Genomic DNA, 13,263 nt, shown 5'->3' on the forward strand with positions numbered 1-13,263 from the left:
GGCTTCCGCCCTTGCGTGTTCACTCGGTGCCGCCATCTGGGACGTAGTCGTGGAACAGTCGGTAGGTGTCCCGGAGTTGGCCAGCCTGGTAGGTGTCCTGCCAGGGCTTGTCGGGGCCGGCGAAGTGCACGATGGCCGCAGTCTTCTCGTCCTGGAGGAGCTGGGCGAGCGGGCTGTCGGCTTCGGCGTAGTGGATGAATCCGGGCTGGGCGGCCTGTGGAGACATGGCGAAGGTGTTCCAACGACGGTCCAGCCTCTGCCAGTTGTCATCGACGGCCCAGTTCAGGGCGTCCTGGTCCCAGAAGCGGACCTTGTCGGGGTGCTCGGACAAGAACTGCCGGGAGCGTTCGAAGATGCGGAGCTGCCGGCAGCAGTCGAGGTCGATGAGCATGACGCCGCTGTTGAAGTAGTCCCGGCCGTACGGGACACCGAGCTGGTCCCATCCGGGCAGCTGGATGCCGCGGCCGATGACGGGGTTCTGGGGGTCGCGCACGGCGCCGACCGGGCGCCCGTCCAGGGACTGCCGCAGCAGCGGGCGAAGGTCGCCGAGCACCAGGGTGTCGGCGTCCAGGTAGAGCACCCGATGCTCGTCGGGGATGACCTCCGGGATGGCCAGGCGCACGTAGACGGCGCCGCTGACCCAGTCGGAGACGGGGTAGCGCGGGTCGGTCATCGGTGCCGGCCGCAGCTCGGTACGCAGGCCGGTGCGGTCGGCGTCGCGCAGGATCGCCTTCCGGTTGGCGTCGCTGATCTGCTGGTCGAGGATGATCAGGCGAAGCTCGTCGACGGCGCCGGGGTGGGCAGCAGCGATCGAGTGCATCAACGTCCGCAGCGGGCGGGCGTATCCGTCGTCGACTCCGCAGACGAGCGCGGGCAGCGGGCGCGAGGCGGTGTTCACGAGGCGTTCCTTCCGGTGGCGGTGGCCTGGCGGGGGAAGTGCTGCTCGGCCCAGTCGAGGGTCTGGCGCAGGCCGTCGCGCAGGTGGGTGGTGGGCTCCCAGCCGAGGTGAGCGCGGGCGGCGGTGATGTCTGGGCAGCGGCGCTTGGGGTCGTCGGCGGGGAGCGGAACGAAGGTGATGGCGGAGGCGGAACCGGTCATCGCCCGGATCTCCTCGGCGAGCTGCAGCATGGTGATCTCGTGCGGGTTGCCCAGGTTCACCGGGTCGGTGCGCCCCGCCGTGGCGGCGGCGAGCAGACCGGCGACGGTGTCGGCCACGAAGCACAGCGAGCGGGTCTGACTGCCGTCGCCGGCCACGGTGATCGGCTCTCCTGTCAGCGCTTGCTGGATGAAGGCGGGCACCGCGCGGCCGTCGTCGGCGCGCATCCTGGGGCCGTAGGTGTTGAAGATCCGCACGATGCGGGTGGGGGTGCCGCCGGAGCGCTGGAAGCAGGAGGTCAGGGCCTCGGCGTACCGCTTGGCCTCGTCGTAGACGCTGCGGGGGCCGACCGGGTTGACGTTGCCCCAGTACCGCTCGGGCTGCGGGTGGACGAGTGGGTCGCCGTACACCTCGGAGGTCGAGGCGAGCAGGAACCGGGCGTACTTGGCCTCTGCCAGCTCCAGGGCGTTGAGGGTGCCCATCGCGCCGACCTTCAGGGTGGCCAGCGGGTGGCGGGCGTAGTCCAGCGGCGAGGCGGGCGAGGCCAGGTGGAAGACGAAGTCCACCGGACCGGCCACCGTGAACGGCCGGGTCACGTCGTCGGTCTGGAAGCGGAAACCGTCGGCCGAGCGCAGGTGCGACAGGTTGTCCAGGCGGCCGGTCAGCAGGTTGTCGACGCCTATCACCTCCGCACCCAGGGCCAGCAGACGCTCGCACAGGTGCGAGCCGATGAACCCGGCGGCGCCCGTGACGACGGCGGTGCGGCGGGCGAAGGCACCGGGGTTCGCCATGGCTTCGGGGTCTCGCGTAAGAGGCGGTGGTGCTTGCAGGCGTGGCACGGTGCTTGTCCTCCAAATCGTCGGGCTGGTGTCGACTTCGTTGCGGGCGGTCGCGGCAACGCGGGCCCGGGCTTCAGACGGCAGGGTCGTGATCGGGAGAGGTCCGTGCGGGCGGTGCCGCGACCTGGTGATCGGTGCTGAGCTGGTGGTTGGCGGCGATCCCGAGCAGTGCGAGCGCGGCGACGTGGCCCAGGCTCCACAGCACGGTGAGCGCTGTCCCCACCGGGTCGCGGTGTTCGCCACGGTGCCTGCCCCGACGGGTCTGGTACGGGCCCCCGACTGCGTCCATGGCTCCTCCCCTCTTCGGCTCCGAGGTCGGGCGGGCCGGTACAGCGTCGCTGTGCCGCAGCGCAACCCGGAACGTTTCTGGGGGGTTTCTCCTCGATGCGGCCCGCGCCACAGTGGGTAGCACTACGCTCACAACAAGCCATGAATCGCCGGGGGTTGAGATGAGCTCAGATGTTCTGGCAGTCCACCCGCTCACCCACCTGATGCAGTTACGTGGCTGGGGAAAAATCCAGTTCGCGCGCATGATGCGCGACCGCGGCGCCGCGCTGAAGATTCACCTGGCGACCAACCGGACGCTGGTGTGGAAGTGGGAACAGGGGCAGGAGCCCGAGCCGGACGCGCAGTTCGTTCTGGCTGACCTGCTGGGCGTCAATCCCCGTACTCTGGTTGCCAATCCGTGGCCTAGGTGGATCCCAGTCTGGGAGGTGACCGGCATCACGGCGCCGTGGACGAGGGCCGGTACCGTGGACGTACTGGTGGAACTGGTCAGGAGTGGTCATATGGATCGGCGGGGCTTTCTCACCATCACCGGGGCCGCCATGGCCACCGTCGCAGCGAGCTGGGCCTCCGCCTCGCCCGCATTCGCCTCCGCCCTGGGTGGCGACCAGGTGACGGACTCCGTGGTCGACACCCTCGAAGCCCGCGTCGCCACCCTCCAGACCCTGGACGCCCAGATGGGCGGCGCCCGCCTCATCGAACAGGCCCGTGGCGACCTCGCCATCATCACGACCCTGCTCAAGCACGGCCGCCACTCCGAAGCCGTCGAGGCCCGCCTGCTCGGGCTGGCCGCCCAGGTCAACTACATCGCCGGCTGGATGGCCTACGACAGCGGGCTTCGCTCAGCGGGCCAGCAGTACTACCTCGGCGCTTTGCGCGCCGCCAAAACCATCGGCGATGACGCCCTCGGCGGCTTCCTGCTCGCCGAGATGGGCGTCCACCTCTCCGACAACGGCAACCCCGCCGAGCGCGTCGCCCAGGTCGAAACCGCGCTCGCCAACACCCCCACGACGATGCAGCCCGGCGTCCGCAGCTACCTGGAGCTCCACCACGCCGAAAGCCTGTCCCGCGACGGCCAGCACCAGAAGGCCGGCTCCGCGCTCAACCGCGCCCACGACCTGTGGGCCAGGAACGGCGGCGACCAGCTCCCGAGCTGGCTCTCCTGGTACGGCGACGCCCAACTCAGCTCCACAGAGGGCAAGATCATGCTCCGCGCGGGCCAGGTCGACCGGGCCACCAGCGCGCTGGCCTCCTCCATCGACCACGCCGTCCCCCGCGACCAGGCCGTCCGTGCCGGACGCCTCGCAACCGCCCGCCTCGCCGGCAAGGACCTCGACGGCGCCCTCGACGCCGCCAACCGCGGTCTCGGGCTCCTCGAAACCCAGGTCCACTCCGTGCGCGCTGTCAACCGCCTCACCAAGTTCGACGGCTACCTCAAGCCTCACCACGCCGAGCCCGCCGTCGCCGAATTCCGTGAGCGCCTGCGCGCACTTCCCGCCGTGGCAGCCTGACTCGCGCGGACCGCAGGGAGATCATCCAGCCCTGGGCCTGCGTAACGCGTACTGCGGCTCCATGGCCCTCGCCCCGGCAGTGAGACGCTGGCGATTACTGCGGGGGTTTGTCGGCGCGCTCCGGGCTTGACCCGGAGCGCGCCGAAACGTTTCTCCCGGGCCCGCTCCCGCTCCTCCCATCCACCTCCCACCACCCCTACCCCTTCCCCACTTGGTGGTCGGGAGGAGGAGAGCCGGCATCACGCGGGCGGGCCCCGCGGTGATCCGGTGGTCTCGCCCGGGCGGGTGCGGGCCGCCGAGCGGTTGGTGTCGCGGGCGTGCGGCTTGCGGGCCGCGTGGGCGGGCTGCGGGTGGACGGACGCACCGAGGGTCGCCGGGGAGTCGCCCGTCACCGCGATGTCGCCGGCCCGGTCGGTGCGCAGGACGGTCGCGCCGAGGGCGCGCAGGCGGTCCACCGTCTTCGGGGACGGGTGCCCGTACGGGTTCCCCTCGCCGCACGAGATCAGGGCCAGCCGGGGCCGCAGGGCTCCGGTCAGGTCCCAGTCCTGATGCGCCGAGCCGTGATGGGCCACCTTCAGGACGTCGACCCGCCCCAGACGGCCCGACAGCGCCGACTGCGCCGGCGGTTCGAGATCTCCCAGCAGCGCCATCCTCAGTCCTCCCGTCAGTGAGACCAGCAGTGCAACGCTCGCGTTGTTCGCGCCGGGCGCCTCGACGGACGCCCCTGGCGCCGGCCACACCACCTCCCAGGCCAACTCCCTTCCGACCGACCGCCGTTCACCACGGCCCGCCCGCAGCAGCGGAACCTCTGCCTCGGCAGCCCAGCGCGCCACCCGGGCCGCCTCGCCCGGCGGGTCGTCCAGCATCGTGCCCTCGACCGCGCCGACCCGGCGGCCCCGCAACACCCCCGGCACGCCCTCGACGTGATCGGCGTGGAAGTGCGTCAGCAGCAGGAGGGGCACCGCCGTGATGCCGAGGTCGCGCAGGCACCGGTCGGCGGCGTTCGGGTCAGGCCCGGTGTCGATCACCACCGCGCTGTCCCGCTCCCCCGTCGCAAGGGCCAACATGTCCCCCTGGCCGACATCGCACATCGCCAGGCGCCAGCCCGGCGGCGGCCATCCGGTGGCGATCCGGGCGAGTTGCGGCGGGCGCAGCAGGACGGCCAGCAGCGCCGCCAGCAACGCACCCGTCACCAGTGCCCGCACCCAGCGCCGCCGGGCGGGCGCCGGGCGGCCGGATACCCTGGGGCGGGGCAGCAGCAACGGCGCTGCCCAGCAAGCCGCCAGGACGACGGACGCGACCGTCACCGTCCCGAACCAGCCTCCCGGCCAGGACAGTTGGCCGCCGGGCAGCTCGGCACCGCGCCGCGCGACCAGGGCGAGCCAGCTAGCCGGCACCCCGGCCGGTTCCGCGAGCAGCCGGGCCACGGCCGGGAACAGCGGTTGCAGGGCGAGCACCCCGAAGCCCAGCAGCGTCGCCGGCGCCACCGCCAGCTCGGCCAGCAGGTTGCAGGGGATGCCGACCAGGCTGATGTGCCCGGAGAGCACCACCGTCACCGGCGCGCACAGCGCCTGCGCGGCCGCCGTCGCCGCAAGGGCGCCCGCCAGGTGGTGCGGCCAGCGCCGCGCCCGCAGGGCCTCGGCCCAGTGCGGCCCGAGGACGAGCAGCCCGGCCGTGGCGAGCACCGACAGCAGGAAGCCGAACGAGTGCGCCAGGAACGGGTCGAGCAGGACCAGCACCAGGACCGCCCCGGCGAGCGCGGGCACGGCCTGGCGGGGGCGGCCGGTGGCCAGGGCCAGCATGCCGATCAGTCCCGTCCCGGCCGCCCTGAGCACGCTGGGCTCGGGGCGGCAGACGGTGACGAAGGCCAGCGTCAGCCCGGTGCCGAGCAGGGCTCCGGTGCGCAGTCGGAGCCCCAGCAGCGCGGCCAGCCCGCGCCGTTCCGGGGTGCCGGCCTGCCCGGGCGCGCCCAGCAGCGCACCGAGGACGATCGCCAGGTTGGCCCCGCTGACCGCGACCAGGTGGACGAGGTCGGTGGCCCGGAAGGCGTCTTCGAGGTCGTCGGGCAGGCGCGAGGTGTCACCGACGACCAGGCCCGGGAGCAGCCCTCGTGCGTCCGCCGGGAGCCCGTCGGTGGCCGTGCGCAGCCCCTCGCGCAGGCGGCCGGCGATCCGCTGCGGCAGGCTGGGCGGTGCCAGTTGCCGGGGCGGGCCGTGGACGAGCAGCAGCGCCGCGGACTCGGTGTCGTTCCCCTCCCCCGCCGGCCGCACCTCGGCCTCCACCGCCAGCCGTTCGGACGGGAGCAGCCGTTGCCAGGATTCGCTCTCCGCGCCTCGGACCATGACGGTCACGGGTGTGTGCGTCCGGGTGGTCCGCCCTTCGGGGAGCAGGACGACACGGTCGGCGACCGCGTCCACCGTCAGGAGCGTCTGTCCACCGGTGACGCCGCCCCGGGCGGTGTGGACCTTCGGGTCCCCCGTGACGGTGAGCTCGGCCTCCACCGCCGGGGCGGGTTCGGTCGGCGACCGCGGCTCGGTGTGCTCGGCGGCGTGGGCGAGTTCCGCCAGCGGGCCCCGGTGCAGGTCGGCGGTGTGCAGTGGGGTCGCGATGGCTGCTGCCGCTCCGGTGAGCAGGACGGCGGCCAGTGTCACGGCGGCTCCGCGCCGGCGCAGGACGCCAGGACGGCCGAGCAGCGTGACGGCCGCGAGCACGGCGACGCCCGCCACCGCGAGGACGGGGATCTCGTACCCGGGCTCCAGGGGCAGGAGCACCGCTGTGACCACCCAGGCCGAGACGGCGGGCAGCAGCAGCCGGAAGTCGGCGCCCGAGGAACGGGCGGGCGGGTCCGGCGCGGTGGCGGCGGACCCGGCGCAGACGGCAGGCGTGGCAGGCATGGCGGACAACGGTGGTACCTCCCTTCGGAGGCCGAGGGACGGGCGGAGGAAGCGTCAGAGGGTGAGCAACGGTCGGAGTTCCGCGTACGTACGGGTACCGATGCCGCTGACCTGCCGGAGCTGGTCGATGGAGCGGAAGGAGCCGTGCGAGCTGCGGTAGGCGAGGATGCGCTGGGCGAGGGTCGGGCCGACGCCGGGGAGGGTGTCGAGCTGTTCGAGGGTGGCGCGGTTGAGGCTGACGGGTGACCGGGGTGCGGCGGCGCCCGCGGGTCCGCTGCCGGCGCCGAGGGCCGGGGCAGGCACCGGGGCCTGCTCGCCGACCAGGAGCTGCTCACCGTCCGTCAGGACGCGGGCCAGGTTGAGGCTCCTGGTGTCCGTCTCCGGCAGCGGACCGCCGGCCGCCAGCAGGGCGTCGGCCACCCGTGAACCGCTAGGCAGGGTGTGCAGGCCGGGGACGTGGACCCGCCCGCCGATGTCGATCACGACGACCGGCCCGATGCCGGAAACGGCGGCGGTACCGGCTGCGGCACCGGCAGCGGCACCGGCAGCGGCTGCTTCGGGCGGGCCGGTTCCTGACGCGGCATCGACGGGCGACGCGGTCGTCCCCGGCGGTGCCGGGCCGGCCGTCAACGCGGGCACGGCCACCGTCTCTGGCCTGGCCAGCCAGAAGTGCTGCACGGCGTAGCCGACCGCGAACAGCAGCAGGATGACCAGCCCGGCCACCGCGCGCCGGTCGAGCGCCACCGCCGAGGCGAACGAGGCGAGCGAGCCGAACCGTGGGCGCGCCCCGGCACCCGGTCGATCCTCGGCGAGCCCGGGGCCCATGGGATCGTTCGTGTCCGGCGGCTGTGGCACCGCACCCGGTGGCGGACCGGTCGTCCCGGGCCGCTCCCGCGTCAGAGTCGCACCCGAAACCGCGGCCGAAACCGCGGCCGAAGCCACACCTGGAACCGGCTCCCGGGAGCCGCCCGCGCCCCCTCCGTCGCCCCGGGCACCCGCGCCGTCAACCGCCTCGTCACCCGTCGGCTCGTCACCCGTCGGCAGCAGCGCCGCCATCCGCAGCCGCACCGTCTCGTTGATCGCTTGGCGCTTCGCCGCGCCCAGGCCCATGGTCGTCATGCCGAGGACGGTAGGAGTCCTCCGGCGAGCCTGCGGAAATTAGCGAAACCCTGTGGATAACCCAGGGGTTGTGGACAAAAGATGTCACTCACACGAGTGGGCGCAGGTCTCGTGGATTGACCGACCGGCCCCGCTCCGCCCGTCCCCGCCCCTCGACCGCCTCCGGCCGCACCCGACCACCCCCGACCACTCCCGGCCTCCGACCACCCCCGGCCGCCCACTCAGCGCGGCGCGACCACCACGGCCAGCAGCCCCGGCCCGACGTGCGCACCGATCACCGCCCCCACCTCCCCGACGTACAGCTCCCGCAGCCCCGGCACCCGCGCCCGCAGCCGCTCCGCGAGCGGCTCGGCCCGGTCCTCGGCCGCCAGGTGGTGCACGGTGATGTCGACCTCCCGCTCCCCCGCGCGCTCGACCGCGATCTCCTCCAGCCGGGCGATCGCCCGCGACGCCGTCCGCACCTTCTCCAGCGGCTCGATCCGCCCCCCGTCCAGGTGCAGCAGCGGCTTGACCGCCAGCGCCGACCCGAGCAGCGCGCGCGCCGCCCCGATCCGTCCGCCCCGGCGCAGGTGCTCCAGGGTGTCGACGTAGAAGAACCCGCTGGTCCCGGCCGCCCGCCGGTCGGCCGCCTCGGCCGCCTCCGTCAGGCCCTGCCCGGCGGCGATCGCCTCGGCCGCCGCGAGTACCCCGTACCCGAGCGCCATCCCGACCAGGCGGCTGTCCACCACGCGTACCGGTACGGGAGCCTCGGCGGCCGCCAGCCGGGCGGCCTCGACGGTGCCGGACAGTTCGCCCGAGATGTGCACCGAGACGATCCCCTTCGCACCGGCCTCGGCGGCCGCCCGGTAGGCGGCGGCGAAGGTCTCCGGGTTCGGCCGGGAGGTGGTCACCCGCTGCTTGCCGCGCAGCGCCTCGGCGACGTCCTTCGGGGAGATCTCGACGCCCTCGCTCAGGACCGTGTCACCGACCGCGACGCTCAACGGGACGACCGTGATCCCGTGCCGGTCGAGGGCCTCCTGCGGCAGATAGGCCGTGGAATCGGTGACAAGTGCGAGGTCGGCGGGCATGAGGCGGAGGTTACTCCCCGTTCGTCCGGGAGGACAGCGCCCGACGGCGGGCCGCCCTGGGGCCGGCCCGCCGTCGTCCCGGGGGTGCCGCGGAGCCCTGACGGGTCAGCCCGCAGAGGGCCCGGCCGACGGTTTCCGCAGTCGCTGCGCCAGCTTGGCCAGCGGGTCGACGAGCCCCAGCAGTTCCTCCGCGCTCGGACGGCCCTTCCCGTCCGTCAGCCCGGCCCGGGCTTCGCCCCCGGCGGCACCTGCCGAACGCGCGGCACCCGCCGAACCGGCCGCACCCGCACCCGCACCCGCACCCGCACCCGCACCCGCACCTGACGAGCCGGCCACACCAGCACCGGACCCAGAACCCGAACCCGAACCGTCCCAGTGCCGCAGCGCCCCCGCCTCGCTCTCGCACTCCTGGCTGAGCCGGCTCAGCTCGTCGTCGGCGAACCGGTGCATCCGGTCCTGCGCCGCCCAGCGCATGGTCTCCGCCGAGTGCGTGATCCGCTCCGCCCGCTCGCGCAGTTCCGGCAGCTTGGCGGCGATCCGCGCCGTGTCCGGTTCGCGTTCGAGCATCTTCAGTTCGCCGTCGAGCTCCGCCGCGTGGGCGTCGAGCCGGGTCAGCAGGGCGAGGGCCTCGCCGAGTTGGCCGTCCTGCTCGACGCCGCCCTCCAGCACCTGACGGGTGCCGTCGAGCGAGGTCCGCAGGCCCAGCCGGACGGTGGCGATCTGCGCGGGCGGGCCGACCTTGGTGTACGTCTTCGCCTTGAGGGTGGCGGTCTCGACGGCGCGCCGGGCATTGGCCTCGTGCTTCTCGATCTTCGCGCCCACCGCCTTGGCCGCCTTGACCGTGCCGACCACGGCCAGGACGACCACCGCGATCCCGAAGAGCAAGGCCAGTCCGATCATCACGCCGAACACGTCCATCGCGCGCCACCTTCCGCCACCGTTTCGGCCCCCACCGCGCCCAACGCAGGCCGCATCGCCGAGGGTTCCACGGTAGCCGCCGATTCCGCCCCGAGGGCGGTCCGGGCGGGCCCGACGGGCGGAGATCAGGGACAGATCCGGGATCTCCCGGAGGGCCCCGGCCCCGCCCGGCACCCCCTGAACGCACCGGGCGGGCGCCCCGAAGGACGCCCGCCCGATCAACCCCGAGCCCGATCAACCCCGAGCCCGATCAACCCCGAGCCCGATCAACCCCGAACCCCGAGCCCCGAACCCCATTCAGCCCGTGACGATGTTCACCAGCTTCGGCGCCCGCGCGATCACCTTGCGCACCTCCGCGCCGCCGATCGCCGCGACGACCGCCGGGTCCGCCAGCGCCAGCGCCTCCAGCTCGGCGTCCGAGATGCCGGGCGCGACCTCCAGCCGGGCCTTCACCTTGCCCTTGATCTGCACCACGCAGGTCACCGTCTCGTCGACCACGTACGCCGGGTCGGCGACCGGGTAGTCGGTGTGCGCCAGCGACTCGCCGTGGCCCAGTCGGCGCCACAGCTCCTCGGCGATGTGCGGGGCCAGCGGCGCGACCATCAGCACCAGCTGTTCGGCGACGGGGCGCGGCGTCGAGCCGCGCTTGACCAGGTAGTTGTTCAGTTCGATCGCCTTGGCGACGGCCGTGTTGAAGCGCAGCCCGGCCATGTCGCCGCGGATGCCGTCGATGGCCTTGTGCAGGGCGCGCAGCGTCGCCTCATCGGGGGTCTCCTCGGTGACGACCAGTTCGCCGGTGGTCTCCGAGACGACGTTGCGCCACAGCCGCTGCAGGAAGCGGTACGAGCCGACGACGGCGCGGGTGTCCCACGGGCGGGAGACGTCCAGGGGGCCCATCGACATCTCGTACAGCCGCAGCGTGTCGGCGCCGTACTCGTCGGCGATGTCGTCCGGGGCGACGGCGTTCTTCAGGGACTTGCCCATCTTCCCGGCCTCGCGCTTGACCGGCTCGCCCTGCCAGGAGTACTGGCCGTCGCGCTCCTCGACCTCGGCGGCGGGCACCGGGAAGCCGCGCTCGTCGCGGTAGACGTCGGCGGTGATCATGCCCTGGTTGAACAGCTTGTGGAACGGCTCGACGGACGAGACGTGGCCCAGGTCGTGCAGCACCTTGTGCCAGAAGCGGGCGTACAGCAGGTGCAGCACGGCGTGCTCGGCGCCGCCGACGTACAGGTCGGCGCCGCCGGCCGGCTTGGTCTCCGTCGGGCCCAGCCAGTACTTCTCGTTGGCCGGGTCGACGACGGCCGAGGAGTTCGACGGGTCGACGTAGCGCAGCTCGTACCAGCATGAACCAGCCCAGTTGGGCATGGTGTTGGTCTCGCGGCGGTACTTCTTCGGGCCGTCGCCCAGGTCCAGCTCGACGTTGACCCAGTCCTCGTTGCGCGACAGCGGGGTCTCGGGCGAGGAGGCGGAGTCGTACGCGTCGTAGGTGCGCGGCGAGTAGTCGTCGACCTCGGGGACCTCGACCGGCAGCATCGACTCGGGCAGCGCGTGCATGACGCCGTCCTCGTCGTAGACGATCGGGAAGGGCTCGCCCCAGTACCGCTGGCGGCTGAACAGCCAGTCGCGCAGACGGTAGTTGACGGTGCCCTCGCCGATGCCGCGCTCGGCCAGCCAGGCGGTGACGTGGGCCTTGGCGTCGACGACGCTCAGCCCGTCCAGGGACAGGTCCCCTTCGGAGCGCGCGGAGTTGACGATGACGGAGTCGTAGGTGTCGAACGCGTCGTCCCACGCGGCCGGGTCCTCGCCGCGTCCGTCCGTCGGCTCGACGACGCAGCGCATCGGCAGGGCGAAGGCGCGGGCGAAGGCGAAGTCGCGGTGGTCGTGGGCGGGGACGGCCATGATGGCGCCGGTGCCGTAGCCCATCAGCACGTAGTCGGCGATGAACACCGGGACGGCGGCGCCGCTGACCGGGTTGACGGCGTAGGCGCCGGTGAAGACGCCGGTCTTGACCTTGGCGTCGACCTGCCGCTCGACGTCGGACTTGGCGGCGGCCGCGGCCCGGTAGGCGGCGACGGCCTCGGCGGGGGTGTCGGCGCCGCCGGTCCACTCGGCGGGCACGCCCTCCGGCCAGGCGGCGGGGACGATCTCGTCGACCAGGCCGTGCTCGGGCGCCAGCACCATGTAGGTGGCGCCGAACAGGGTGTCGGGGCGGGTGGTGAAGACGGTGATCTTCCGGTCGCCGGGGGCCGCGAAGTCGACGCGGGCGCCCTCGGAGCGGCCGATCCAGTTGCGCTGCTGCAGCTTGATGGCCTCGGGCCAGTCCAGCAGTTCCAGGTCTTCGATCAGGCGGTCGGAGTACGCGGTGATGCGCATCATCCACTGGCGCAGGTTGGACTTGAACACCGGGAAGTTGCCGCGCTCGGAGCGGCCGTCCGCGGTGACCTCCTCGTTGGCCAGTACGGTGCCCAGGCCGGGGCACCAGTTGACCGGCACCTCCTTGGCGTACGCCAGGCGGTACTCGCCCAGGACGTCCTCGCGCTCGGCGCCGGACAGCGAGGCCCAGTCGCGGCCGCCGGGCAGTTCACGCGAGCCGGACGCGAACTGGGCGACCAGTTCGGCGATCGGGCGGGCCTTGCGGGCGGTCTCGTCGTACCAGGAGTCGAAGATCTGCAGGAAGATCCACTGGGTCCAGCGGTAGTACTCCGGGTCGATCGTGGAGATCGAGCGGCGCGGGTCGTGGCCCAGGCCCAGCCGGCGCAGCTGCTGGCGCATGTTGGCGATGTTGGCCTCGGTGGAGACCCGCGGGTGGGTGCCGGTCTGCACCGCGTACTGCTCGGCGGGCAGGCCGAAGGCGTCGTAGCCCAGCGTGTGCAGCACGTTGTGGCCGGTCATCCGCTGGTAGCGGGCGAAGACGTCGGTGGCGATGTAGCCCAGCGGGTGGCCGACGTGCAGGCCCGCGCCCGAGGGGTACGGGAACATGTCCATGATGAAGCTGTGCGGCTTCGCGGCGACGTCGCCGGCCGACGGGTCGGCCAGCGCACCGGTGGGGTTGGGGGCGTGGAAGGTGCCCTCCTTCTCCCAGAGGTCCTGCCAGCGGGACTCGATCTCGGCCGCCAGCGCGGCGCTGTACCGGAACGGCTCGGTCGCGGTCTCGGCCGCGCCGGACGCAGGGGTCGTCTCGCTCATGGTCCTTCAAGCTCCATCGGTGTCAGTTGGCGAACCGCGCAGGCGGCCGACCCGTGGACCCGGCCCGGGACGGGGTCGGGGGCGGAAAACAAAAAATCCCCTCGCAGGAGGGGACGCCACGCCGACTCCGGCACCGCCCGTGGGCTCAGCCGGTCCTGGTCAGCGCGGCCGGCTAAGGAGCAGGCGCACGGTTCGCATGGGCTCAGGGTACCGCAAGCGGCTCGGCACGCTGCGGGGTATACCGCCCGGGCGCCCGTACGAACAGCGCCTTCACCGCCTCACCCGGCCGCAGCACCACACCGCACCGCCCTCGCCCCCGCCCGCCGCAGCACCGCGGAGCGCCACCCC

Annotated in this window: 9 protein-coding genes; 1 reads left to right on the forward strand and 8 read right to left on the reverse strand. The window is 73.2% G+C overall.

The genetic code is table 11. From position 1 onward, the window contains the following. Nucleotides 1–19: 19 nt before the first annotated feature. The 3 genes from OP86_RS10435 to OP86_RS10445 form a co-directional block, all read right to left on the reverse strand. On the reverse strand, nt 20–898 hold the full coding sequence (locus OP86_RS10435; protein WP_030061877.1) for a glycosyltransferase family 8 protein: 879 nt from the start codon (nt 896–898) through the stop codon (nt 20–22). Beyond that, a complete protein-coding gene (locus tag OP86_RS10440; RefSeq protein ID WP_051829918.1) occupies nt 895–1,887 on the reverse strand; it encodes a UDP-glucuronic acid decarboxylase family protein in 993 nt (330 codons plus the stop codon). Before OP86_RS10440 ends, OP86_RS10435 begins: the two co-directional genes overlap by 4 nt. A gap of 121 nt (nt 1,888–2,008) precedes the next feature. After that, a complete protein-coding gene (locus tag OP86_RS10445) occupies nt 2,009–2,224 on the reverse strand; it encodes a hypothetical protein (protein WP_030061875.1) in 216 nt (71 codons plus the stop codon). A 160-nt stretch (nt 2,225–2,384) separates the two neighbouring features. Here OP86_RS10445 and OP86_RS10450 point away from each other — a divergent pair, with 160 nt between their 5' ends. Beyond that, a complete protein-coding gene (locus tag OP86_RS10450) occupies nt 2,385–3,731 on the forward strand; it encodes an NsdA family TPR-like regulatory protein (RefSeq protein ID WP_030061874.1) in 1,347 nt (448 codons plus the stop codon). A gap of 239 nt (nt 3,732–3,970) precedes the next feature. Here OP86_RS10450 and OP86_RS10455 read toward each other — a convergent pair whose 3' ends face one another. From OP86_RS10455 to leuS, 5 genes are all read right to left on the reverse strand, one after another. Then, nucleotides 3,971–6,625, reverse strand: coding sequence for a ComEC/Rec2 family competence protein (locus tag OP86_RS10455; protein WP_063832338.1), 2,655 nt, complete (start codon nt 6,623–6,625; stop codon nt 3,971–3,973). A 54-nt stretch (nt 6,626–6,679) separates the two neighbouring features. Further along, complete coding sequence (locus tag OP86_RS10460; protein WP_078588552.1) at nt 6,680–7,450, reverse strand: ComEA family DNA-binding protein; 771 nt, start codon at nt 7,448–7,450, stop codon at nt 6,680–6,682. A gap of 515 nt (nt 7,451–7,965) precedes the next feature. After that, entirely contained in the window at nt 7,966–8,811 is an 846-nt protein-coding gene (locus tag OP86_RS10465; protein ID WP_030256355.1) for a DegV family protein, read from the reverse strand. A gap of 105 nt (nt 8,812–8,916) precedes the next feature. Further along, on the reverse strand, nt 8,917–9,729 hold the full coding sequence (locus OP86_RS36515) for a hypothetical protein (RefSeq protein ID WP_030256360.1): 813 nt from the start codon (nt 9,727–9,729) through the stop codon (nt 8,917–8,919). A 297-nt stretch (nt 9,730–10,026) separates the two neighbouring features. Further along, a complete protein-coding gene (gene leuS / locus OP86_RS10475) occupies nt 10,027–12,915 on the reverse strand; it encodes a leucine--tRNA ligase (protein WP_030256364.1) in 2,889 nt (962 codons plus the stop codon). Between the last annotated feature and the right edge of the window lie 348 nt (nt 12,916–13,263).

Source organism: Streptomyces novaecaesareae (genome assembly GCF_000716875.1).
GTDB classification, from domain to species: Bacteria; Actinomycetota; Actinomycetes; order Streptomycetales; family Streptomycetaceae; genus Kitasatospora; species Kitasatospora novaecaesareae.